Raw genomic sequence first — 25160 nt, 5'->3', positions numbered from 1 at the left:
TTTTCTTAGGCAGCAGATGGCTGAACCTGATCAATAGCTGTGCCATCGTTTAAAAACAAATCGTGATTTGCGCCTTCCAGTTTTAAGCTTAATTGCAGAAACAAGTTTTGATCAGGGCCGTGAATGGCTCTAACGATATGGCCGATCACCGCACCTTCATTGTCATTAACGGTTTCTCCCACTGCTGGCAGGCTATTTGTGTTTGCCACAGCGTGAAACAAACGACGTTTTGGTTCACCCAGATAATGCAGGCGCGCAACCACTTCTTGTCCGGGATAACAGCCTTTACGAAAACTGACCCCACCAACTAAATCCAGATTCAACTGTTGTGCGGTAAACAGCTCGCGGCTTTCCGGCAAAATGTAAGGTATGCCTGCATTAATTTCATCAATATGCCAACTCGCCTCAGAAGCAAGCTGCCAACCATTTTCCATTAATGATGCCAGCTCAGAGGCCATCTGGTCAGTCGTTGTAATCAACAATGCGTGGGAGGTTGATGGTAATGCGATAGCAGAAGATGGTTGAGCATCGCCGAGCAAACCACACACTTGTAAGTCTTCGCTATGGTCAATAATTTCAACTTTGCTGCGTAATTTAAACATCTGCAGCCGCTGCGCCAGAAAAGCACATTGGCTTTTGGGTAACACTAACTGGTAACCATCGGGTGTTTTAATCAGTGTAAAAAGCGCCAGCAAACGTCCTTTGGGGTTACACATAGCGGTTAGCTGCGAGCTGGCTTTATCTAATTGTTTAACATCGTTGGTGAGCAGATTTTGCAGGAAGTTGCTGGCTTCCTCTCCGGTGACCGTGATGACGCCAAAACTGGGTAATGGGATCACAAAGTGTTTGTCATCATTCCTCTCTGCGAGTCCGGCAGAAGACTGTTGTTGCAAAATGGATTGATAGTCAGTAGTCATGAATTTACTCTTAGGCATAAGATAGATTTGAGCATGTCATTGTAACGAGTTTGTGGCATTACCGAAAATATGGAATCAAAATGCGAGAAAAAGGATTTTTTCTACCATTAAAATCATCTAGATATCTGTTGATTTACAGCGTTATGATGCATTTTCTGGCCGCAGTCAGTGTGTCGTTAATGGCTGTGGAATTCGTTTTTAAAATATTCTTCGTGTTAGCACTGATACTGAGTTTGCTAGTTCAGCTTTATCGCTCTGGTCTGATCGGCCGATATTCTAAACGTCCAATTACATTAATGAACTCGGATAAGGAATTTTGGCAAATCAGCTACGCGGATGAATCACTCTCTGCTACGTTATCGCTGGAATCTTCATGGGTAACACGACTAGCTGTTATCCTCAATTTTAAGACGGATACTAATCAACGTTTATCAGTAATGGTGTTGAAAGATGCTGTTGATAAACAACAATATCGACAATTACGCGTGCGAATCAGGTTGGCGTTTTTCCAGCGATGATACTGTTACTGGCATTACCATCAGACATTTCAGGATAATCCAGTGTGTAATGCAACCCTCGACTTTCCTTGCGTTGCAATGCCGATTCAATAATCAATTCCGCCACATCCGCAAGATTACGTAGCTCCAATAAATCGTTACTGATATGGTGCTGACTATAAAACTCATTAATTTCTTGTTGTAATAAAAACAAGCGCTGACGAGCACGATTGAGTCGTTGAGTACTGCGCACTATGCCCACGTAGTCCCACATAAAACGGCGTAACTCGTCCCAGTTATGGCTAATCGCAACTGCCTCTTTAGCCGGATGTACGCGGCTATCATCCCAGTGTGGAATATTTTCAGGTAGTTGTTTTTTCGGGCGATTGGCAATATCTTTTGCCGCCGCATCGGCAAACACCAGACATTCCAGCAATGAGTTACTGGCCATCCTATTCGCACCATGCAAGCCGGTATGGGCAGTTTCCCCAACAGCATACAGACCATCAATATCCGTTCTGCCATGCATATCGGTCATGACGCCGCCACAGGTGTAATGTGCTGCAGGCACAACTGGTATGGGTTCTTTTGCCATATCCACACCAAATTGCAGGCAGCGCTTATAGATGGTGGGGAAGTGAGAAGTAATAAATTCTTTGGGTTGATGACTGATATCCAGATATACACAATCCTGACCCAGACGTTTCATTTCATGGTCAATCACCCTTGCCACAATGTCTCTCGGTGCTAGTTCAGCCTGCGGATGAAATGCCGGCATAAAGCGCGTGCCATCAGCCAGTTTTAACGTTGCGCCTTCACCGCGTAAGGCTTCACTGATTAAAAAAGATTTGGCTTTTGGATGATAAAGACAAGTTGGATGGAATTGAATAAATTCCATATTGGCGATTCGGCAGCCTGCTCGCCAGCCCATTGCAATACCATCACCGGTGGAGACATCCGGATTGCTGGTATAGAGATAGACTTTTCCTGCCCCGCCAGTAGCCAGCACGGTAACCGGTGCCAGAAAGGTTTTTGGTTGATCGGCTTTAATATCCAGAACATAACAACCCAGACAGGTATTGTCTTCTGCAGCCAAATGTTTGCGGGTAGTAATCAGATCAATGCCGATGTGATAGGGAAATAAAGAAATATTCGGATGCGCTTTGGCTTTATCCAACAATGTGGTTTCTACCGCACGACCCGTTGCATCCGCCGAGTGAATGACCCGGCGATGACTATGGCCACCTTCCTGAGTCAGATGATAAGACTCGGTGGTCATATCATCACGGGTAAAGGAAACGCCTTGTTCAATTAGCCATTCAATACTTTCCCGCGCATGTTCAACGGTAAAACGTACGACTGCTTCGTCGCATAATCCGCCGCCGGCGCGCAAAGTATCATCGATATGGGATTGCAAAGAATCGGCTTTATCGAGTACAACTGAGATGCCGCCTTGAGCATAAAGTGATGCCCCTTCCTCAAGCTGGCTTTTGGATAGAACGGCAACGCGGGCTTGGTCTGCCATCTTTAATGCCAAGGTTAAACCTGCCGTACCGCTGCCGATTATCAGCAGATCAAAATGATGAGTTGTCGTCATGGGTCCTGTTACAGGTAGAATGCCAACAATTATTGTGCACTGATTGTGGAACAAAAATAAATGACATTGGTCAATCAAGCATTAAACAGAAATCGTCTCCGGCTTGTCGGAGTAGGCCGGATAAAAAAATGAACGTGGATCAGGAATTAGTTCAGCGGGTGCAGGCGGGTGATAAAAAAGCCTTTGATCTGCTGATAATGAAATATCAACAGCGAATCATACATGTGATAACCGGTTTCGTGCATGACCCAGTAGAAGCAATGGATGTTGCGCAAGAAGCCTTTATAAAGGCATATCGAGCATTGCCGAACTTTCGTGGCGACAGTGCGTTCTACACGTGGCTGTATCGTATCGCTATCAACACATCAAAAAATCATCTTACTGCCAGTTCCCGTCGACCTCCGATGAGTGATGTCGATGCGATGGATGCAACAAATTATTACGATGCGCCAGAACTTAAGGAATTTGAGACCCCTGAAAACAGTCTCATGTGTGTGCAGTTGGAAGAAGCGATTCAGCAAGCGATTGAAGACTTGCCTGAAGAGACAGCCACCGCAATCAAATTGCGTGAATTTGAAGGCATGAGTTATGAAGAAATCGCAGAAGCGATGGATTGTCCGATTGGTACCGTCAGGTCGCGGATTTTTAGGGCACGGGAAGCTATCGATAAACAAGTTAAGTCAGTTATGGGTGAAGAGGAATAATAACAATGGCAATTAATCATCTCGAATTAGTGTCTGCTTTGGTTGATGGCCAGCTGACCGGTAGTGAACTTGAACAAGCGTTGGAATTGATCGCCAACGACAATTCTGCCCGTGAAGCGTTTATGCGCTACCAGCAAGCTAGCGATATCCTGCATGGATACACCCGAAGCATTAATCTGAGCCCCTTAGATTTAACCTCACGAATTTCTGCTGCGCTTGATGATGAGCCGGCTTATTCAATGGCAATCGAAAACAAATCTACTGCAAAACTGATTCGCTTCCCGCAAAACTTCTGGAAACAGGCAACTGGCCTGGCGATGGCGGCTTCAATTGGTGCGCTTGCTGTAGTGGGTGTAGTTCAACAGCAATCTGCAACAAATAACATTCCGGTCGCAAGCGTCGTTGCAAATGAAGCACCAGCAACTATGGTCAGTCAGACTTCTAATCGCTGGACAGTCGCCGAGCCGGAAATTGAAGACAGGCTCAATACTTATCTGGTTGATCACAACGAATATGTTGGTGCTTCAGGAATGTTCTCTTACGGGCGTGTCGTCTCTTACGGCACGGAGCGTTAAAAAATGCGCCAAGGATTTCGTTTTTGTGTTGCGCTGTTGGTGTTGTTCATTCCGACAGTACAGGCAGAATCCGCTTCGATAGAATTACTCGAGCGAATGAGCCAAGCAGCCAAGCAACTCAACTATGAAGGTGTTTTTGCCTACCAAAGTGGTAAAACATTCCAATCAGTGCGTATTTACCATCGTAACGATGACGGTACCGAATCAGAACGACTTATTTCTTTAAATGGCGCTGCTCGGGAAGTCATTCGTTCGGACGACACCGTTACCTGCATCAATCCAGACGGCAAACAAATTAATGTGAGTCAACGTCCTTTAGGGCGAGGCTTTCCCAGCGATTTACCGCGCCGCTTAAGCTCAGCAACTGCTTTTTACGAATTAAAGCTGGGTGATGAGGATCGTATCGCCGGCAAATTGACTCAGAGAGTCGATATCAAGCCTGTTGATAGTTATCGCTACGGTTATCGGTTGTGGATGGATAAAGAAACAGATCTGCTACTTAAATCTGAACTGATTGATGAGCAAGGTGAAGTATTAGAAACCTTTGAATTTACTGATATCCAAACCGGTGTCGATATTCCAGATGCCTCGTTGAAAGCACAAATGTCCGGTAATGAAATGGTATGGAATCGTACCGAACCAGGTGAAATGACCACACAGGATTTGGCGAAATTTTCAAATTGGCAGACAAAATGGTTGCCTGAAGGTTTTATGCTGGTGGCCCATCAAAATCGCTTACGCTCCAACAACGGCGCCCATGTCGAACAACGTGTCTATAGCGATGGTTTGAGTTCAGTATCGGTATTTATCGAAAAAATGCGTTCTCAACATAATCATTTCCATGGCGGTTCTCATATGGGAGCAGTTAATGCTTTCGGTAGCGTTATTCATGCACATTTTGTCACCGTGGTAGGTGAAGTCCCGGCAGTGACTGTGGAAAAAATCGGTGCGGCGATTCAATACGCTGGACCTGAGTCGAGATGATCGAACAAAAAGCCAAAGTGATTCGTTCAGATGAATCAACCATCTGGCTGCAGGCTGAACGCCAATCCACCTGTGATAAATGTCAGGTAAAAAAAGGCTGTGGTACCGGACTGTTAAGTGAACATGTTGGACGACGGTTTTCAACGATTAGCGTACCTAAAAAACATCCCGTGCAGCCCGGCCAGCAAATGAACGTATCTATTCCGGAAGAAGCCTTATTGCACGGTGCCTACATGATGTATCTGCTACCGATATTGTTCATGTTTGCCGGCGCCGGATTCAGTCGATTTATGTTTGCCAATGAATTAGTGGAAATTATTGCTGGATTGGCTGGTCTGATGCTTGGCTTCTATTGGGTTAAAAAACGACTCAAAAACCAGAAAATTGCCATCGAAACTCAATTAATAGAGGAAAAATAATGACGCAATCCAAAACAACTGGCGCCATGATCATGGCATTGCTGATGTGGTTAATGTTGAGTTCAACCGCACATGCACGTGGCGGTTTACCTGATTTTACAGAATTAGTGGCTGAAAATGGCGAAGCCGTCGTCAATATCAGCACCAAAAGTAAACCAAGCGAAGCGATGGCTTCCTCGCCATTTCCGCCAGGCATGGAAATGCCAGAGGGTACGCCATTTGATGATTTTTTCAGACGTTTCTTTGGTGACCCGTCTCAACCCCGTGCACCACAACCCAGTTCATTAGGTTCTGGTTTTGTATTGTCGGCGGATGGTTTTATCTTAACTAATCACCACGTCATTAAAGATGCTGACGAAATTATCGTTCGGTTCAGTGATCGCACCGAACTGGTCGCTGAATTATTAGGCAGTGATGAGCGTAGTGACGTGGCTTTATTGAAAGTCGATGCAGAAGGCATGAATTTAAAAGCCGTTAAATTAGGCGACTCTAATGATCTGAAAGTTGGTGAATGGGTACTTGCTATTGGTTCACCTTTTGGCTTTGATTATTCGGCTACTGCCGGGATTGTCAGTGCATTAGGTCGTAGTCTGCCAAGCGACAGTTATGTTCCCTTTATTCAAACTGATGTTGCCATTAACCCAGGTAATTCAGGCGGTCCGCTATTTAATCTTGATGGCGAAGTGATTGGTATCAACTCGCAAATCTACAGCCGTACTGGCGGCTTTATGGGCGTTTCATTTGCTATCCCGGTTGACGTGGTTATGGATGTGGTTGATCAAATCAAGTCACAAGGTTATGTCAGTCGTGGTTGGTTGGGTGTGGTAATTCAGGATGTAACCCGTGAATTGGCTGAATCATTTGGTCTTAGCAAACCGCGTGGTGCTTTGGTGTCTCGTGTAATTGCAGGAAGCCCTGCTGAGAAAGCTGGTTTTCAAGCGGGCGACGTTATTCTTAAATTTGATGATCGCACTGTAGATGCCTCATCAGATTTACCTCCAATTGTTGGTCGTACCGCAATAGGTAAAAAATCCAAAGCGGAAATTATGCGTAATAACAAAATGATGACGCTTTCAGTCGTTGTTGAAGAATTACCCGAAGATGAGCAAATTGCCAGTGGCAGTTCACCTCGGACCGGGCAGTTCCATGATAGTCGACTGGCGATGGAAGTCACTGACTTATCAGCCGAACAACGTGCTGAGTTAGGACCAAATCAAAGTGGTGTAACAGTCAGAAAAATTGAGTCTGGTCCTGCAGCAGAAGCAGGTATTGCGCCGGGCGATGTGATTCTGAGCATTAATAACGAGAAGGTTGTCGATGCAAAACAGTTTATTGAAGTGGCTAAAAATCTGCCAACCAATAAAGCTATTCCAGTGTTGGTACAACGCTCTGGTGCTTCGCAATTTCTGGCTTTGAAAATTCCGGAATAATATCCGGAGAAATAGATAGCTCAATAATGTAAAAGTTATTGTTTGCTGGTTTGAAAAGCAGTTGATGGTTATTCATCAGCTGCTTTTTTTTGTCTGTCAAAAGCGTTGAATAAAACAAAGTTTCTTATTTGGGCAATTTCGTTTTATCATTAATGATAATTATTATCATCTAGGCGTGAAGCATCACATATTCCATGACCGATAAAAACAAACTTGCTATCAGCATTCTCATTATTGAAGACGATCCGGTATTAAATCATCAGTTAAAGCAGTTGCTTGAACAACAAAACTTTACCGTTACCCAAAGCTTTAATGGTGAAGAGGGTTTACTCTCTGCGGTGAGCGGCCAGTTTGATCTGATTTTACTTGATGTCAGCCTACCTGAGCGTAACGGCTATTCTGTATTAAGCATTCTTCGCCAAAGTCGACAGACTCCGGTAATCATCTTGACGGCTCATGGTGCTGAAGAAGAACGTATTATTGGGTTTAAAAACGGGGCGGATGACTATCTGCCAAAACCCTTTAATTTCACAGAATTGGTGTTGCGTATTGAAGCAATTCTGAGACGAGCCGGAATCATCGATCATTCTCAACAGGAAGATTCGGTTTTACAGCATGAAGGCCTGAAGCTGGATAGGAAAAAACAACGGGTCTATTTTCATGAGCATGATGTGCAACTTACTCCGATCCAGTTCAAATTACTTTGGACTTTGACGCAACATGCCAATCATCTACTAAGTAAACCGCAGTTATATCGATTAGTGATGGAACGCGATTTCAGCCGATACGATCGCAGTCTGGATATGCATATGAGCCGGGTCAGGCGCAAATTAATGGATGTCGGTATGCCCGTCGATAGGCTGCAAACAGTTCATGGTACAGGTTATATGTTGCTATGAAACGTCGTTTATTCTGGAAATTATGTGCAACGATTACCATCGGCACAATTGCATTATTCTGGATAATTCATCATTTGATTCTGCGAACTGAGCAGCATATGAGTTTTATTGATAAGCAGTATCAGCAGCAGTTAATTGACTATGCCAGACATGCAGAATCACTGTATCTACAAGGCGAAGAAGAAAAACTGGCCGAATGGATTAACACCATTCAGCTGCAGGAAGATACTTGGGTCGCTTTAGTGAAATCGCAGCTAACGCTTCTGGCCGACAGTGAAATGGACGATTATTTTATCGATACTTTCAGTCTGGGCCGGGATGTCAGTTGGAAAATTCATTTGTATTTTGCTCAAAATCCGATCATGGATATTATGTTTGCAGACCGACATACCCATTTTTTGATCCGCTTGCCACAACGTATGCGCCCCGGTGGTTATTGGACTTATGCCAGTTTGTTATTGCAAATTGCCTTGCCTATGTTGTTGATGGCGATCTTGAGTGCAGTGATTTACCGGCACGTTATGTCACCCTTAAGACAGCTTGAAAAAGCCACCAAACAATTCAGCGATGGTGATTTTGCCGTGCGAGTGCGGGAAGACTTGGGAAAACGTAACGATGAAATTGCAGTTCTTGCTGGCACTTTCGACAGCATGGCAGAGAGAATTGGCGAGCAGATACAGACACAGCGTCACCTGACCTCAGATTTATCACATGAACTGCGTACCCCATTAACGCGGGTTGAGTTAGCGCTTAGTATTGCTGAACAAAGCACTCCTGAGAATGAATCGTTGCAACGGATCCGCTATGAATGTCAGCAGATGCGTGAATTAGTCGAGGATGCATTAACCCTTGCCTGGTTGGAAAACGAGCGACCCGCTTTACGCAATGAATCATTGGATCTGACGGATTTGATAGACAGTATTGTGGAGAATGCGCGATTTGAATTCCCCAACCATCTGATTACTGTGCAAACGCCCGAAACGGCTTGTCTGCAGCAAAGCAGTGATCGCGCGTTAGGACATGCCATTGAAAATATATTACGTAATGCGCTTTCGTATACTCCAGCCAATGGAGAGGTAAGCATCAGCTTGCAACAGCATCTGGATCGCTATGAGCTACAAATTGATGATGAGGGGCCTGGGGTACCAGAAGAGCATTTACAGAATATTTTCAAACCATTTTTCCGTTTACCTAGCTCCCATTCAAGCGAACAAAAAGGTTTTGGCGTTGGGTTGGCACTTGCCCGGCGGCAAGTCGAAGCGACAGGGGGCAAATTATGGGCACAAATTCATCAATTCGGCGGATTGAGAATGATCATGCAATTGCCGATAACGGAGGAAAGTTAGTTAGCTGAATAACAGCTCAATTGTAACAATTGTAAATTTGATTTTAATCTGGCTTCACTCTGACTAGAATGCGAATCTGTTCTATTTGATAATGATTATTATTAGCGAGGTTAGAGTGAAAATAAACCGCAGTTTTGTATGTCGGCCGAGATCTTAACGTTGGCAATAACCGCCGCTTTCTCAAGCCAGGTTGTTTGGGCAGATGATAATGAAAGTGTTCAGTTAGAGGCTATAAAAGTAACGAGTAATACCGTTACTCCAGAAACGAACAGTGTTTCAGCTGAACAAATTGAAAAACTTCAGGCAACTGATTTACAAGATCTCTTTAGCCAATCACCTGAGGTGACAATTGGTGGAGGACCGGGGTTTGCCCAAAAACTTTACGTTAGGGGTATCGAAGATCAGTTGTTAAATATCACTATTGATGGTGCCCAACAGGCGACCCGTCAATTCCACCACGCTGGCCGTATAAGTATTGAGCCTGAATTACTAAAACGTGTTGAAGTCAATGCTGGGGCGGGTAATGCTTTGTCTGGTCCAGGTGCATTAGGCGGCTCAGTTAAATTTGTGACCAAAGATCCAGAAGATATGCTCAAGCCAGGTGAAAACTTCGGTGGTTTGGTAAAAGGCATGTTCTCAAGCAATACAGATAGTTTTAAAACAAGCACCACTCTGTTTGGAAAACTGACCGAAGACTGGAGCGGCATGGTTTCCTATACGCAATCAGATGTCGACAATTATGAAGATGGTAATGGCGATGAAGTATTAGGAACAGAAGCTGATCAAGAGTATCTGTTTGCAAAAGTTGTCGGGCACTTGACTGACAGTCAAACTGTCCGTCTCAGTTACGAAAAACACAAAGATGAGGGTGATAGAACCCAGCGCCCTCAATGGATATTCAGTCCACCACCACTAGGAGCGCCAGCTAACCGTGGGAATCTGATATATCCAATTGACAGTGAACGTAAAACAGCCACTTTTAACTATGAATTAAACCCACTTGATAATGCTTATTTGGATTTGGCACTGACCATTTACAATACTGAGACAGAGTTTTTTCAAGACGGTTTTTTTGGTCCATTCACAGGCACAGGCGAGAGTACTGGCTTTGATTTACGTAATACGTCTGTCATAGGTATGCACAAGGTCACCTATGGTGTTGATTATCGTGAAGATGAGTCCACTGCCGATGGTGATGGTGAGAATTACAAAGATAAGTCCAAGGTTAAAGGCGTATATCTTCAGGATGATATCCAGTTAACCGATGCCTTATTGTTAAGCGCGGGTCTTCGTTATGATGATTATGAATTAGATACTGATTTTGGCAATACTTCTCATAATGAAAGCGATGTCAGTTCGAATATCGGTCTGAATTATCATTTTACAGATAACTGGAGTGCCTTTGCTTCTTATGCTGAAGCCTTTAAGGGACCTTTAGCACAAGATGCGTTTAAACTCGGCTTTACAACTCAAGCTGAAGATTTGAAACCTGAAAAGGCAGAGAATATTGAATTCGGCGTTGCGTATGATTCAGCAACATGGTTTGGTTCTGCCAAGGCCTATAGAAGTGAAATCAAAGATGTTATTGGGGTTTCAGGAACGGTAGGGCCAGCAAGAAATATCTTTGATAATTTGGGCGAGTTAAAATCAGATGGTTATATTCTGGAATTAGGTCATCGCTGGGATAGTTTAATGGCTCGCGTCAGCTATCACTATAACGATGCTGAAGTGGATGGTGTGGAAGCGAATGCTTATGATCATAACGGTATAGCTAATACTGTTCGTGACACAGTATTAGCTCAACTTGAATACCAACTTAATTCACAATGGAATTTTGGTTGGAATGCACGTTTTGTGAAAGGACGTGATGATATTGATTTTGGTGATCAAGCAACCTATCCAGATGCAGAAGTGGATCAACCTGGCTATGGAGTACATGACTTCTATACTCAATGGATTCCGTCAACTTCAGAAGATTTCCGTATTACGTTAACCATCCATAACATCTTTAATAAAGATTATATCGATCACGCAAGCGTTGCCGATTTCACCAATTTACCAGGCTATGGTCTCGTCAGAGGTTATAACGAACCCGGCCGGGATGTTCGCCTGAGCGTAGCTTGGCAGTTTTAATTCATCAAGCTGTATTCCCTGAATAAATGCTTGATGAGTTTTGGCCGGATGTTGCAATGACATCCGGCTTTTTTCTGGGTATGTTAAAAATTTTGTTTGATAATCCTGCTGGGTGAAAAATGCCAGTAAAGAAATAATGCCAGGATAAAGGTCAATCCTTCAGCAAGAGGAAGTGCGATGAGAAACTGCTTGTCGGGCAACCAGGCTGATAACAGAAATAATAAACTGACAGGCAGGATTAAACCGCGAGACAACGCGACAAACATAGATGGCAAAGGCTTTTGCATAGCTGTTAAATAAACCGATAAAGTGACGTTTAAACCGTTCACCGCAAATAATGGCCAAACCAATTGAATAAACTCAGCTGAGAGTAGTTGGCTTTCCAATGCATCATCTTGTAAAAAGAGCTGAATTAACCATTGTGGGTAAAGCAATAAAATACTCACTAATATCATTGAAATAACAAACACCATGCCTAAGGCTGTCGTGACAAAATCACGGATCCGCCGAGCTTGTCTTGCCCCATGATTTTGACTGATCAATAAATGCAGCGCGTCAGCAATACCGTAGTAGATCATCAGGCTGATGAAAATCAGATAATTAATGACAGCAAATGCCGCTAAACCACTCACCCCTTGGTAGATGATCAATAACCAGTTCAGCAACAAAATAACCATGCCCCCGGAGAGTTCATTAACAAATTCGGATAGGCCGTTATAGGCAACTTTGCCGACTTCTGACCAGTTGCCAGGACGTAAAATCAACTTTAATCGCCGTTGTTTATTGAGAAAATAAGTTGCAAGAATCAGCATCTGGACTATCTGAGCAATCAATGTGGCCCAGGCAGCACCACTTAAGCCCATTTCCAGTCCAATAATAAACAGCGCATCGAGCCCGATATTAATAAGCGCACCAGCAATCAGAGCTGCTGTCCCCAATTTTTGGCAGTTATCCAGTCGGATGAAGTAATAGAGCACCATGCTGGTTATCTGTATAACCAGCACCACACAAATAATACGAAAGTAAGGCAATACCAGCGTTATTAACTCATCCGGGGCACCAAGTAGCGCTAGTATCTGTTGATCCAGCATTAAAGAAATGCCCATAAACAACAGGCCAACGATAAAAATGCTTATCAGACATTTACTGAAAACAGCAGAAGCTGCTTGAGTTTTATTTTGTCCAAGGTAACTTCCAGCTCGGACGGCACCGCCAATCGACAGCATCAGCGCGATGGCAAAAACCAGGGTAAAAAATGGAATCAATAAGGTAATGGCTGCCAGGCCTTCCGAACTGACAAATTGGCCGATAAAAATTCCGTCCACAATGCTAGCGGTGGTAATGGCCAGTAAGCCCAGAATGGAAGGGATGGCATAGCGTAAGAAAGTGGAAATAATCGGACCATTGAGGACGTCATTGTCGATTTGGCTAGCCTGCATGTAGTTTCCGTTTTCAAAGAAGAAAGGCGTGAAAGCGCTTAATGCTAACGATCCCTAATATTTAAGCAATGTTTTTACTATCAATTTTTTGGATTGATTAAGACAGATCAATTTGGTATGCCAGTATTTATTATCGTTATAACTCAGTTAAGTGCGTATAATACCGGGTCATTTGCACGATGCGGGATCCGCGTTGGCAACATATCCTAAATCATGGAGCTGAACACATCTTGCAACACCATATTTCAACCTCCGATACGTTCAAAATCGCTACTCAATGAAAAATATTAGAAACTTCTCAATTATTGCTCATATTGACCACGGTAAATCCACCATCGCAGACCGCTTTATTCAAATCTGTGGTGGCTTGACTGAACGTGAAATGTCCCAGCAGGTTCTCGATTCGATGGATATCGAAAAAGAGCGGGGCATTACCATCAAGGCGCAAAGTGTCTCGTTGGATTACACCGCGAAAGACGGTGAAACGTATCACCTCAACTTTATCGATACGCCCGGCCACGTTGACTTTTCCTATGAAGTTTCCAGATCATTGGCGGCTTGTGAAGGCGCATTGCTGGTGGTTGATGCCGCACAAGGTGTTGAAGCTCAAAGTGTGGCGAATTGCTATACCGCCATCGATCTTGGTCTAGAAGTGTTGCCGGTTTTAAACAAAATTGATTTGCCCGCAGCAGAACCGGATCGTGTAGCGCAGGAAATTGAAGATATCATCGGTGTTGATGCGCTTGATGCAGTTCGCTGCAGCGCCAAGACGGGCATTGGTATTGATGAAGTTTTAGAAGAGCTGGTTGCCCGTATTCCGCCACCAAAAGGTGATCCGGAAGGACCATTGCAGGCTTTGATTATTGATTCCTGGTTCGACAGTTATGTGGGGGTTATCTCGCTGGTTCGTATCAAACAGGGCCGACTGAAAACCCGTGACAAAATCAAAGTCATGTCGACCGGTCAAGAATATCAAGTCGATGAAGTTGGTGTATTTACTCCAAAACGTAGTAAACGTCCTGCGCTGAACTGCGGTGAAGTTGGCTATGTGATTTCCGGTGTCAAAGAAATTGATGGTGCGCCGGTGGGCGATACCTTAACCACGGCTCAACATGGCGCAACCGAAATGTTGCCCGGTTTTAAATCGGTCACACCGCAGGTGTATGCTGGGGTATTCCCGGTCAGCAGTGATGATTACGATGCATTCCGTGAAGCATTGGGTAAATTACGTTTAAATGATTCCTCGTTGTTTTTTGAACCGGAAAATTCCCAAGCTCTGGGCTTCGGTTTCCGTTGTGGTTTCCTTGGTTTACTTCATATGGAGATCATTCAGGAACGGCTGGAACGTGAATATGATCTGGATCTGATCACCACCGCACCGACCGTTGTATTTGAAGTCGTTACCAAAAAAGGTGACGTGATCAAGATTGAAAATCCTGCCTCATTACCGGATGCCGGTTCAGTTGAAGAAATTCGTGAACCTATCGTTATTGCCGATATGCTGGTGCCACAGGATTATCTTGGCGCGGTCATAACTTTATGTATCGAAAAACGCGGCGTACAAAAATCCATGCAATACATGGGAAAACAGGTTGCCTTAAGTTATGAATTGCCAATGAATGAAGTAGTAATCGATTTCTTTGACCGTATTAAATCGGTCAGTCGCGGTTATGCATCGCTGGATTATCACTTTATTCGCTTTGAAGCCGCCGCGCTGGTGAAGCTGGATGTATTAATCAATGGCGAAAAAGTGGATGCTTTATCGATGATTGTACATAAAGACCAAAGTGTATCGCGTGGTCGCCAGTTAGTTGAAAAAATGCAGGAATTGATTCCGCGTCAAATGTTTGATGTGGCGATTCAGGCAGCCATTGGCGGACATATTATTGCGCGCTCAACAGTGAAGGCAATGCGTAAAAATGTCTTAGCAAAATGTTACGGAGGCGACGTTTCTCGCAAACGTAAATTGCTAGAAAAACAAAAAGCCGGTAAAAAACGTATGAAATCCATCGGCAAAGTGGATGTGCCGCAGGAAGCCTTCTTGGCGGTTTTGCAGTTATCCAAGAAATCATAATAGGAGCGTCAAGTGAGTTTCCCAGCAATAATGGTGTTACTGGTCGCGATAACCGGCCTGATATGGTTAGTTGATCGTTTCTGGTTAGCGCGCCAGCGTCCTGCCAATGAAAATGAACCGGCGATGGTTGAATACGCCAAATCATTTTTCCCGATTATTTTATTGGTGCTGGTGATTCGTTCATTTGTCGCTGAACCGTTCCGTATTCCATCATCTTCGATGTTACCGACTTTGCATATCGGTGATTTTATTCTGGTGAACAAGTTTTCCTACGGCATTAGACTGCCAGTGATTAACACTAAAATTCTGAATACCGGTAGCCCGGAACGTGGCGATGTGATGGTGTTTCGGTATCCCCAGCAACCGGAAATTGATTACATCAAACGGGTTATTGGCTTGCCTGGTGACACAGTGGGATATTTCAATAAAACACTGTTTATTAATGGTCAGGAAATCAAGCAGCAAGCTGGAGAGAAACCTGCAGAGTTGGCGGGTATGATTGCACCACGTGCCGAGCTTAAGCAGGAGCAGTTAACCGAAGCTTCACATGACATATTGTTGGATCCGCAACGAATGTCTATGGAGGGCGAGATAACGGTTCCAGAAGGTCACTTTTTCGTAATGGGCGATAATCGCGATAATAGTAATGACAGCCGAGTATGGGGAACTGTGCCGGAAGAAAATCTGGTCGGCAAAGCGTTTTTTATCTGGATGAGCTGGAATTGGGATGATGGTGGCATTGTCTGGTCTAGGGTGGTCGTTCAATTAACTAAGGTCTATTTAACTTTCAGAGCCGCTTGTGTTGTGAATTAAAAAACGTCACAAAGGCGCGAGGAGTGCATCATGAAAAAACAACAGGGAATGACGTTAATCAGCTGGGTGATTGTGCTGGCAATCATTGCATTTTTTGCCACCTTAACCATGCGGTTGCTGCCGATGTATCAGGAATACTACGGCGTGCAACAAATCATGAAGTCGATGGAAACCGAATTAAAAAATAATAAACTCACCAATGAACAGGTGATGTTGTTACTCAGTCGTCGTTTTAACACCGGTTATATTTCCAGTGTTAAGAAAGAAAACATCGAACTCTTCCGAGGCAGAAGTAATACCTACGTCACTAAAATCGTTATTGATTATGAAGTGCGTAAACCGTTCATCGCCCATATTGATTTAGTCGGACATTTTGTTACCGAAGTGGATGTGGAACCGGCCATTCGATGATAAACATCAAGCAGAAAAAACTGTGCCAGCAACTTGGCATTCAATTTAATAACGACGATCTTTTATTGCAGGCCCTGACGCACCGCAGTGCGGCCCCAAAGAATAATGAACGACTGGAATATCTGGGTGACGCGATATTAAGCTTCGTGATTGCCGAAGAATTATTTAACCGTTTTCCACAGGCCAAAGAAGGCAAAATGAGCCGTCTGCGAGCCAGCTTGGTAAAAGGCGAAACACTGGCAGAAATAGCCCGCGAACTTAAATTAGGTGAAGTGTTAATTCTCGGTCAGGGTGAATTAAAAAGCGGCGGGTTTCGCCGTGAATCAATTCTGGCGGACGCATTAGAAGCTATTTTAGGCGCGCTGTTTCTGGATAGTGGTATGGATGTCGTCAAGCCACTTATCCTGAGACTTTATGATGAGCGTCTGGATTCTATCGACGTCACTGAAACAGTTAAAGACCCGAAAACCCGTTTGCAGGAATTATTGCAAAGCCGCAAATTACCATTACCACTTTACAGTGTGAAAGAAATTGAATCCGCCGATAACCAGCCTGTATTTGAGGCCTCCTGTCAGGTGAGTTTATTGAATAAATTAGTCGTGGCTCAAGGAAGCAGTCATCGTAAGGCTGAAAAAAAAGCCGCTGAACGTGCCCTGACGCTAATCGAGTCAAAATTATGAATGAAGAACAAGCTTTCCGTAGCGGCTATGTCGCCATTATCGGTCGTCCTAATGTCGGTAAATCGACTCTGATTAATCGGGTATTGGGACAAAAACTCTGTATTACTTCTCGTCGTCCACAAACAACCCGCCATCGTATTTTGGGTATTAAAACGACAGAACAAAGTCAATTTATCTATGTCGATACACCCGGAATTCATAGTGACGGTAAACGCGCGATGAATCGATATATGAATCGTGCTGCGGCGGCCTCGGTGGAAGATGTCGATGTGGTGGTCTTTGTTGTTGAAGGTATGAAGTGGACCGAAGAGGATGAGCGGGTATTACAGAAATTAAAGGAAACCACCAAGCCAGTCATTTTGGTGATGAATAAAATTGATAAATTAGAAGATAAAGCGACTTTGTTTCCTCAGGTAGAAAAGCTCGCTGCTTTATTTAAATTTACGGATATCGTGCCTTTATCTGCGCGTAAAGGGATCAATCTGGAATCCCTTGAAGAGTCGATATATAAATTGATGCCTGAAGGCGAGATGATTTTTGATGAAGATCAGCTTACCGATCGCAGTTCACGTTTTCTCGCAGCCGAAATGGTGCGTGAAAAACTGTTTCGTCACCTTGGGCAAGAACTACCATATTCATTAACGGTTGATATCGAACAGTTTGAAGATGACAACGGTATGTATCGCATCAGTGCTGTTATTTATGTCGAACGCAGTGGTCAGAAATCCATCGTTATCGGCAAAAAAGGCGAGCTGCTCAAGCAAGTCGGCAAAGATTCCAGGGAAGATATGGAAAAGCTGTTTGGCTGCAAAGTGTTCCTGCAATTATGGGTCAAGGTTCGTGAAGGCTGGTCTGATAATGAGCGCATGTTAAGAAGTCTGGGCTACAACGACGATCTTTGATTAGGCAACCCGGTGGAGTTCACCCAGGCATTTGTTTTACACCAACGCCCCTATCGGGAAACCAGTTTGCTGGTGGATGTTTTTACCGCAGATTATGGTCGCTTAAGTCTGGTTGCCAGAGGCATGCGGCAAAACAAACGTCGACACTCTAATCCTCTGCAATTATTCCAACCGGTTTGGTTGAACTGGTTTGGTCGCGGTGATTTGCTGACATTGAGTAAAATTGAAACCACCAATGCACCTTATTGGTTGCAAGGCCATGCCACCTTGTGTGGTTTGTACATTAATGAATTACTCGTCAGATTATTAACGCAACAACAGCCCGAACCTTTAGTGTTTGATGCCTATCAAAAAGTACTAGAAGGACTGCAACAAGCCGAGCAGGCTGAACAGGTGTTAAGACTTTTTGAAAAACGCTTGTTGGAAGCATTAGGCTATGGACTGGATCTGACTACTGATAATCAGGGTGACCCGGTAGAAGCGCATCTACATTACAGTTATCAGCCAGAACTAGGATTGCAGCCGTGTTTAATAAATGACACCAAACGTATTATTTCAGGCGCTAGTTTGTTACAGCTAAAACAGGAAAACCTCAATGATCCTGTTAGCCTCAGTGAAACAAAGCAGTTGATGCGTTTGATAATAAATTACTATTTAGATGGCAAACCGCTGAAAAGCCGGCAGTTGTTTGCTGAAATGCAGCGTTATGCCGGCATTAAAAACAGTTAATTAAGGAACATCATGTCGATTTATCTTGGCGTCAATATTGATCATGTGGCTACGTTAAGACAAGCCCGCGGTACCCGTTACCCCGATCCGATTCAAGCGGCCATTGAAGCTGAACAAGCCGGAGCTGACAGTATTACGCTGCATTTACGCGAAGATCGGCGTCATATCCAAGATCGTGATGTCAGAATGCTGGCCGATATCCTACAAACAAAAATGAATCTGGAAATGGCGGTTACCGATGAAATGCTCGGTATTGCTGAACTTTATCGTCCGGCTGATTGCTGCCTGGTACCGGAACGTCGTGAAGAGCTCACGACAGAAGGTGGACTGGACGTAGCTGGCCAGCAATCACGGATGCACGATGCATGCGTGCGTTTAGCAGAAGCTGGAATAACAGTTTCGTTATTTATCGATCCTGAATTAAAACAGATTGAAGCGGCGGTTGCCTGTGGTGCGCCAGTCATTGAATTGCATACCGGTCGTTATGCCGAGGCCAGTTCAGCGGCTGAAGCCAAGAAAGAACTAAAGGTTATTCGCAAAGCGGCTGAACAAGCCCATGCGCTGGGATTGCAGGTCAATGCCGGTCATGGCTTGCATTACCATAATGTGCAGCCTATTGCGGCCATTAAAGAATTAGTTGAACTCAATATCGGTCATGCCATTGTGGCTCGCTCATTTTTTACCGGCTTTCAGACTGCGGTGCGTGAAATGAAACAATTAATGCTGGAAGCCCGTCGCGGATGATTAGCGGTATTGGCACGGATTTAGTACATATTCCCCGCATAGCTGAAATGTTAAGCAAGTACGGCGATAAAGCCGCGCAGCGCATCCTGGATATAACTGAATTCGAGCAGTTTCAACAAAACAAACAACCTGCGGCATTTCTGGCCAAACGGTTCGCCGCAAAAGAAGCCACCGCCAAAGCATTAGGCACTGGATTTCGCGATGGATTGAGCCTGCAACATATCGCTGTGCGTAATAATAGTCTGGGTAAACCCGAGCTGGTATTTCATGACTATGCCGTGCAATTGTTATCTGAAAAAAATATCCAAACCGCCATGCTCAGTCTCAGTGACGATGGTGATTACGCCACAGCTTACGTTGTTTTAGTGGAAGGCCAGAATGACTGACTATCCAACCATTGAATCATTCATTGGCAATACGCCGCTAGTTCGTTTGCAGCGTTTACCCGGAAATACCAGCAATACTATTCTGGCCAAACTCGAAGGCAATAATCCGGCTGGATCGGTTAAAGACCGACCAGTTGCCAGCATGATCCGCCATGCCCAGCAACGAGGTGATATTCAGCCCGGCGATACCTTGATTGAAGCCACCAGTGGTAATACCGGTATTGCTCTGGCGATGGTCGCTGCCCTTCTTGGCTATCGGATGATTTTGATTATGCCGGAAAGCATGAGTCTGGAACGCCGTGCATCAATGCGGGCTTATGGTGCTGAAATCATTCTGACCGACGGTATGGAATCGGCTCGTGATTTGGCACTCCAAATGCAGGCGATGGGAGAAGGTAAGGTACTGAATCAATTTGGTAATTTTGACAACCCATTAGCGCATTATGAAACTACCGGGCCGGAAATCTGGCGAGATACAAAAGGTAAAGTGACACATTTTGTCAGTGCCATGGGCACTACCGGTACCATCATGGGCGTTTCCCGATATTTAAAAGAACAAAATCCAGCAGTACAAATTGTCGGTGTGCAACCAGTGGATGGGGCAAAAATACCCGGTATTCGCCGTTGGCCAGCGGCATATTTACCGGAAATATTTGAACCTGAACGGGTAGATATTACTCTGGATATGCAGCAGGAAGTTGCTGAAGAAACCATGCGCCGACTTGCCAGTGAAGAAGGTATCTTCTGTGGCGTTTCATCGGGCGGCAATGTCGCTGCAGCTTTACGTCTATCCGAAACAGTTAACAATGCAGTAATTGTCTGCATCATTTGTGATCGTGGTGATCGCTATCTTTCCACGGGTGTGTTTCCAGCAGACTAATGCCATTCAACACGAGAAATTTAATCGTTTTGATGGTTTTGTTACTCGTGGTAACCACCTCCGTACGTGCTATAGATCAGGTCGCTATTCAGATAGGCCTCTGGTCAAGCGAGCAGCTTGATATCACTGATCTGCAAGTTGACATTAGCCTCAAGTCATCGGGACTGGCAGTTACCGCCAGTACCAGAAAAGTTCAATTAGTTGAACCTATAGGGCAATTGACCAATGTCAGACTTCGTTGTGATACGTTGCGCTGGTTTTCCGGCCAACTTGATTGCCTGGCCGGTCAATTGGACTTCACCCATGCACAATGGGGCAATCAACAAATTACATTTAAAGTTCAATCCAGAGCGGAAGAAGAAAGTTATCAGTTAACACTTAACGGTATTCGAATAGAGCAAGGTCGTGTCGATCTTCAGGCAAATTACCAGCAGGGAAACTGGCAAGCCGATCTAACGGGACAACAAATAGAATTGGCGGATCTGGTCAATTTTGTCAGTACCTATCTCACTGAGCAGCAACTTACGACGCTTTCCCAATGGAATGTAAATGCCAAAGCCGATATCAATGCCAAACTTAGTGGTCAGCAACAACAACTCAATTCGGCTGATGTTAGCGGTAAATTAACTAATGTCGGCTTTTCTGATCCAAGCGGAAGTTATGTCGGTGAGCTTTTAGCAGCAGAGGTCAGATTGCAACTACAAGCCGATTCGAGCACTTGGAACTGGCAACAAACCCTCACGATAGATGATGGTCAGGCCTATTTTGAGCCAATCTTTCTCGATTTGGCCGAGCAACCAGTGACCATTCACAGTGAAGGCCATTTTGCTAAAGAGAATCTTCAGTGGCAGGTAAACCGTTTTGGATTAGAACAGGGAGACTCTGTTCAGGCAACAGGGCAGCTACAAGGCAAGGCTTTGCAATTAACGAGCTTGCAACTGGCGCTTAAGAGTGATGATGTGGATTCTCTGTATAAAGGTTGGTTACAACCCTTTTTTCCAGGTTCATCTTTAAGTCGTTTACAAACGACCGGAGAACTTAAAGCCGATGTGCAATGGCAGGCTGAACAATATCAATTCAATATAGATTTACAGTCCGTCAGTATTTCCGATGAGGCAGGGCGGTTCAGCATTGAAAATCTGGACGGTCAATTGGGTTGGACCAATCAGGCCTCAGTTTTGCCGATAGATTTAAGCTGGCAATCGGCTTCGGTGTTGTCTTTACCGCTAGGTGGCTCGAAACTATTGGCTGAGGTTAGCCAGAATCAGATTCGTTTTACTGAAAGCCTATCACTGCCGATTCTAGATGGGAAATTATCACTGAATGATTTCGAGCTAAGTTTGGCAGGAGAACAAGGAATGCAATGGCAGTTTCAAGGCTTGCTTAGTCCGGTATCTATGGATCAATTAAGCAGCTTGATGGGATGGCCTGAGTTACAGGGGAAATTGTCCGGCATGATTCCAAATGTCAGTTATCGGGACGAAGTGATTACTGTAGACGGTGCGTTATTGCTGAAAATATTTGATGGCACTACCGTCATCAGAGATTTACGTTTACAGCAGCCATTTGGCAGTTTGCCGCAGCTATACGCCAATATTGATATTAGTCGTTTAGATCTGCAGACCCTCACCAGCACGTTTGATTTTGGTAATATAAGCGGCAAAATTGATGGCAAGATACATAATCTACGCTTATCAAACTGGGAGCCGGTACAGTTCGACGCGGTCTTTATGACGCCGGAAAAAGATCCTGGAAGGCGGCGAATCAGTCAGCGGGCTGTAAATAATATTTCGCAAGTCGGTGGCGGACCTTCAGCAATTTTATCGCGAGGATTTATGGGCTTATTTGAAGATTTTTCCTATCAAAAAATTGGTCTAAGTTGTCGTTTGATGAATTCAGTTTGCCAGATGGATGGTGTCGAACCGACTGAGCAGGGGTACTATATTGTCAAAGGTGGCGGTCTTCCTCCATGGATTAATGTGGTGGGGTTTACCCGGGAAGTAGATTGGCCTGAATTAATAGCCAGGTTAAAAGCGGTTCGTCACAGTGACGGGCCAGTTATTCAATAAAGGAAAGTCGAATGCGTTTATTAAAATGGTTAATGGGAAGCACAGCAGGTTTAATGCTGATTTCCTGTGTCACGATAAATATTTATTTTCCTGCCGCTGCTGCTGAAAAAGCCGCAGACCGCATTATTGAAGACGTCTGGGGACGGGAAGTTCAATCCCAACCGAAATCAACTTCTCCGGAAGATACAAGCGAGCTGAAACAAACATTACCGCTCGCGATGCAGGTTTTGAATTGGCTGGTATCACCTGCTCAAGCAGAAGTTAATCTGAATATTAACTCACCGGCAATTAATGCATTGCAGGCTAAAATGAAGCAACGCCATGAGCTGTTACATCCGTTTTATCAAACGGGCGCTATTGGCCTGACCAGTAACGGTTTGATTACCTTACGTGAAGCCTCAGCAGTACCGCTTAAAGATCGTAATACAGTAAATACACTTATTGCCGAAGAGAATCAGGATCGTAAAGCTTTATATGCTGAAATCGCCCGTGCGAATGGTCATCCAGAATGGGAATCTGATATTCAGGAAACCTTTGCCAGACGTTGGATTAGTAACGCAGCTAAAGGCTGGTGGTTCCAACAAGGCGGCAGTTGGCAACAAAAATAATTTTCTAATCAAGTGAAAGTCCGGTTATGCAAAAGCATAGCCGGACTTTTTTTATGTAATTTCAGTTTATAGGTTTGAATAAATGGCACGACGTAATCACAAACAACGGCTTCCTGCAGAAGCTGTCCAGGCTGTTATAGAAAGCCTTTCACATGATGGTCGTGGCATTGCCAGAATTGACGGCAAAACGGTTTTTGTTGATGGGGCATTGGCAGGCGAGAATGTCTCTTTCATGTATACCCGGCTACATAAAAAATACGACGAAGCCAAAGTAGTTTCTGTTGAAAATGCGTCAGCAGATCGCGTAGAACCCAAATGCCAACATTTTGGTATTTGTGGCGGCTGCAGTTTGATGCACATGGCACCTGAAGCACAGCTAAGCTTGAAACAGGATACGTTGAAGGAACAGCTGTCACATTTTGGTCAACTTACTCCTGAACATTGGTTGCCACCTTTAACTGGACCCTTGTGGGGGTATCGTCGTAAAGCTCGGCTGGGCGTGCGTTATGTCACTAAAAAAGAAAAAGTATTGGTAGGCTTTCGTGAAAAAGGCACACCGTATCTAGCTGAACTCACTCAATGTGAAGTACTTGACCCTCGGGTTGGCTTACGCTTGGAAGAGCTGGGCAAAATGATTGCTAGTCTTGAAGCCTACAATCGCATCGCACAGATAGAAGTTGCCATGGACGATGCCCATACCGCATTGGTGTTTAGAAATATGGATCCATTGTGTGAAACGGATAAGCAAAAACTGATCAACTATGGTCAACAGCATGATTTGTGGATCTATCAGCAGCCTGGTGGTCCGGATACCGTCAGTCCATTATGGCCTGAAGTACCGCAATTGCATTATGCGCCGGAGGAGGGGCTCAGACTGGAGTTTGCACCGGGTGATTTCACTCAGGTCAATGCGGGTATTAACCATAAAATGATTGCCAAAGCGATTGAGCTGCTGGATTTGCAGCAAAATGATCGCGTTCTGGATTTATTTTGTGGTTTAGGGAATTTTACCCTGCCACTGGCAAAGCGAGTCAGCAGTGTCATTGGTGTTGAAGGCGATAAATCATTGATAGCCCATGCACAGCGCAATGCCACAATTAACGGTTTGGATAATGCTGAATTTGAAATGGCCGATCTCACCACGACACAACTTAAAGATTATCCTTGGGCTCAAGCCGGGTTTACTAAAGTGTTATTAGACCCTCCAAGAAGCGGTGCTTTTGAAGTACTCGGTCAAATTGCCGATTTGGGAGCTGAAACCATTGTTTATGTTTCCTGCAACCCGGCAACCCTGGCTCGTGATGCCGGAGAGTTAGTAAACCAGTATGGATATACATTAGTTCAGACTGGAATTATGGATATGTTTCCACACACCAGCCACGTTGAATCTATCGCTTTATTCAAAAAAGTTATTAGCTAGTACCAAGGTACAATTGTTTCAAGGATTTTTTTCTCTAAGATAGGCACCATTGCTCCAGAAGGTAACCGGAACAATATTAATTAACTGAGTGCCAACCTTGGTGTGAGCCAAGAGACGGAAAGCCACGGGTCTTAAAAAAAGATAGCCGGGTTGCTTTTTTCTGAAAAGGAAATTTTATGAAAAATTTGCTACTTTTTGCTTCACTTCTGGCTGCTTCTTTGACAGCTAATGCTGCTACATTCCAAGGCAGTACCTCTGGCACATTTGAAAACCCTACTGGCCCTGCCGGCATGGTAACAACTGGTGTTGGTACAAATGAATTTACTTGGGGTCAAGGCGCTACACAATACTTTTGGTTTTTCCCAGTTGGTCAAGAAGACCCAAGTAAATTAAAAATGACTGGGACAGGTTTCAATGTAGATGTTGACCAAAAATTTATTGCTGGTTACCTAAATTTCTACAACGGTATCATTTACTCTGGCACACAAGCAGATAGTGTAGATT

25 protein-coding genes and 1 riboswitch are annotated in these 25160 nt (G+C 44.4%); of the genes, 22 read left to right on the top strand and 3 right to left on the bottom strand.

What is annotated here, in order from left to right; genetic code table 11:
- Positions 1–5: 5 nt before the first annotated feature.
- On the bottom strand, positions 6–917 hold the full coding sequence (gene ygfZ, locus A9E74_RS08595) for a CAF17-like 4Fe-4S cluster assembly/insertion protein YgfZ (RefSeq protein WP_069296223.1): 912 nt from the start codon (positions 915–917) through the stop codon (positions 6–8).
- Positions 918–997: 80 nt separating this feature from the next.
- Here ygfZ and A9E74_RS08590 point away from each other — a divergent pair, with 80 nt between their 5' ends.
- Positions 998–1435: a protein YgfX gene (locus tag A9E74_RS08590; RefSeq protein WP_069296222.1), complete on the top strand. Its 438-nt coding sequence runs from the start codon at positions 998–1000 to the stop codon at positions 1433–1435.
- Here A9E74_RS08590 and nadB read toward each other — a convergent pair.
- Complete coding sequence (gene nadB / locus A9E74_RS08585) at positions 1410–3011, bottom strand: L-aspartate oxidase (RefSeq protein ID WP_069296221.1); 1602 nt, start codon at positions 3009–3011, stop codon at positions 1410–1412. The genes A9E74_RS08590 and nadB overlap by 26 nt on opposite strands.
- Positions 3012–3139: 128 nt before the next feature.
- Between nadB and rpoE the strand changes: the two genes are divergently transcribed.
- The 8 genes from rpoE (at position 3140) to A9E74_RS08545 (ending at position 11501) form a co-directional block, all read left to right on the top strand.
- A complete protein-coding gene (rpoE, locus tag A9E74_RS08580) occupies positions 3140–3715 on the top strand; it encodes an RNA polymerase sigma factor RpoE (RefSeq protein ID WP_069296220.1) in 576 nt (191 codons plus the stop codon).
- Positions 3716–3720: 5 nt separating this feature from the next.
- The gene (locus tag A9E74_RS08575) at positions 3721–4290 is read left to right on the top strand and encodes a sigma-E factor negative regulatory protein (protein ID WP_069296219.1); all 570 of its coding nucleotides are present in this window, start codon (positions 3721–3723) and stop codon (positions 4288–4290) included.
- A gap of 3 nt (positions 4291–4293) precedes the next feature.
- A complete protein-coding gene (locus A9E74_RS08570; RefSeq protein ID WP_069296218.1) occupies positions 4294–5274 on the top strand; it encodes a MucB/RseB C-terminal domain-containing protein in 981 nt (326 codons plus the stop codon).
- Positions 5271–5693, top strand: a complete 423-nt coding sequence (locus tag A9E74_RS08565) for a SoxR reducing system RseC family protein (RefSeq protein ID WP_069296217.1) — start codon at positions 5271–5273, stop codon at positions 5691–5693. The genes A9E74_RS08570 and A9E74_RS08565 overlap by 4 nt, the downstream gene beginning before the upstream one ends.
- The gene (locus tag A9E74_RS08560; protein WP_069296216.1) at positions 5693–7123 is read left to right on the top strand and encodes a DegQ family serine endoprotease; all 1431 of its coding nucleotides are present in this window, start codon (positions 5693–5695) and stop codon (positions 7121–7123) included. The genes A9E74_RS08565 and A9E74_RS08560 overlap by 1 nt, the downstream gene beginning before the upstream one ends.
- 194 nt (positions 7124–7317) lie before the next feature.
- Positions 7318–8022 (top strand): response regulator transcription factor, encoded by a 705-nt coding sequence (locus tag A9E74_RS08555; protein ID WP_069296215.1) that lies wholly within the window; start codon positions 7318–7320, stop codon positions 8020–8022.
- Positions 8019–9368, top strand: a complete 1350-nt coding sequence (locus tag A9E74_RS08550; RefSeq protein WP_069296214.1) for a sensor histidine kinase — start codon at positions 8019–8021, stop codon at positions 9366–9368. Before A9E74_RS08555 ends, A9E74_RS08550 begins: the two co-directional genes overlap by 4 nt.
- A gap of 138 nt (positions 9369–9506) precedes the next feature.
- Complete coding sequence (locus tag A9E74_RS08545) at positions 9507–11501, top strand: TonB-dependent receptor domain-containing protein (RefSeq protein ID WP_069296213.1); 1995 nt, start codon at positions 9507–9509, stop codon at positions 11499–11501.
- 83 nt (positions 11502–11584) lie between these two features.
- Here the strand turns inward: A9E74_RS08545 and A9E74_RS08540 are convergent, their stop codons facing one another.
- A complete protein-coding gene (locus tag A9E74_RS08540; protein ID WP_069296212.1) occupies positions 11585–12940 on the bottom strand; it encodes an MATE family efflux transporter in 1356 nt (451 codons plus the stop codon).
- 277 nt (positions 12941–13217) lie between these two features.
- Between A9E74_RS08540 and lepA the strand changes: the two genes are divergently transcribed.
- From lepA to A9E74_RS08475, 13 genes are all read left to right on the top strand, one after another.
- On the top strand, positions 13218–15014 hold the full coding sequence (gene lepA, locus A9E74_RS08535; RefSeq protein ID WP_069296211.1) for a translation elongation factor 4: 1797 nt from the start codon (positions 13218–13220) through the stop codon (positions 15012–15014).
- Positions 15015–15026: 12 nt separating this feature from the next.
- Positions 15027–15827: a signal peptidase I gene (lepB, locus tag A9E74_RS08530; RefSeq protein ID WP_218104302.1), complete on the top strand. Its 801-nt coding sequence runs from the start codon at positions 15027–15029 to the stop codon at positions 15825–15827.
- Between the two features lie 30 nt (positions 15828–15857).
- On the top strand, positions 15858–16238 hold the full coding sequence (locus A9E74_RS08525; RefSeq protein ID WP_069296209.1) for a DUF4845 domain-containing protein: 381 nt from the start codon (positions 15858–15860) through the stop codon (positions 16236–16238).
- Entirely contained in the window at positions 16235–16918 is a 684-nt protein-coding gene (rnc, locus tag A9E74_RS08520) for a ribonuclease III (RefSeq protein ID WP_069296208.1), read from the top strand. The genes A9E74_RS08525 and rnc overlap by 4 nt, the downstream gene beginning before the upstream one ends.
- Complete coding sequence (gene era, locus A9E74_RS08515; RefSeq protein WP_069296207.1) at positions 16915–17820, top strand: GTPase Era; 906 nt, start codon at positions 16915–16917, stop codon at positions 17818–17820. The genes rnc and era overlap by 4 nt, the downstream gene beginning before the upstream one ends.
- A 12-nt stretch (positions 17821–17832) precedes the next feature.
- Positions 17833–18549 carry a DNA repair protein RecO gene (gene recO, locus A9E74_RS08510; protein WP_069296206.1) on the top strand — a complete coding sequence of 239 codons (717 nt, stop codon included), beginning with the start codon at positions 17833–17835 and terminating at the stop codon, positions 18547–18549.
- A gap of 12 nt (positions 18550–18561) precedes the next feature.
- Positions 18562–19293, top strand: coding sequence for a pyridoxine 5'-phosphate synthase (gene pdxJ, locus A9E74_RS08505; protein ID WP_069296205.1), 732 nt, complete (start codon positions 18562–18564; stop codon positions 19291–19293).
- A complete protein-coding gene (gene acpS, locus A9E74_RS08500; protein ID WP_069296204.1) occupies positions 19290–19679 on the top strand; it encodes a holo-ACP synthase in 390 nt (129 codons plus the stop codon). Before pdxJ ends, acpS begins: the two co-directional genes overlap by 4 nt.
- Complete coding sequence (gene cysM, locus A9E74_RS08495) at positions 19672–20559, top strand: cysteine synthase CysM (protein ID WP_069296203.1); 888 nt, start codon at positions 19672–19674, stop codon at positions 20557–20559. Before acpS ends, cysM begins: the two co-directional genes overlap by 8 nt.
- A 47-nt stretch (positions 20560–20606) precedes the next feature.
- Entirely contained in the window at positions 20607–22628 is a 2022-nt protein-coding gene (locus A9E74_RS08490) for a translocation/assembly module TamB domain-containing protein (protein ID WP_141696791.1), read from the top strand.
- Between the two features lie 11 nt (positions 22629–22639).
- The gene (locus tag A9E74_RS08485; protein WP_069296201.1) at positions 22640–23236 is read left to right on the top strand and encodes a YdbL family probable chaperone protein; all 597 of its coding nucleotides are present in this window, start codon (positions 22640–22642) and stop codon (positions 23234–23236) included.
- A gap of 82 nt (positions 23237–23318) precedes the next feature.
- Positions 23319–24656, top strand: coding sequence for a 23S rRNA (uracil(1939)-C(5))-methyltransferase RlmD (gene rlmD / locus A9E74_RS08480; protein WP_069296200.1), 1338 nt, complete (start codon positions 23319–23321; stop codon positions 24654–24656).
- Between the two features lie 80 nt (positions 24657–24736).
- A riboswitch (cyclic di-GMP riboswitch) is annotated at positions 24737–24814 on the top strand.
- 18 nt (positions 24815–24832) lie between these two features.
- Positions 24833–25160, top strand: a 328-nt coding sequence (locus A9E74_RS08475) for a choice-of-anchor K domain-containing protein (protein WP_176718915.1), incomplete at its 3' end; no start/stop codon positions are given.

It is taken from the genome of Methylophaga muralis (assembly GCF_001720165.1).
GTDB lineage: Bacteria > Pseudomonadota > Gammaproteobacteria > Nitrosococcales > Methylophagaceae > Methylophaga > Methylophaga muralis.
The sequence above is the reverse complement of the archived record's forward strand: the minus strand, read 5'-3'. Positions and strand labels throughout refer to the sequence as shown.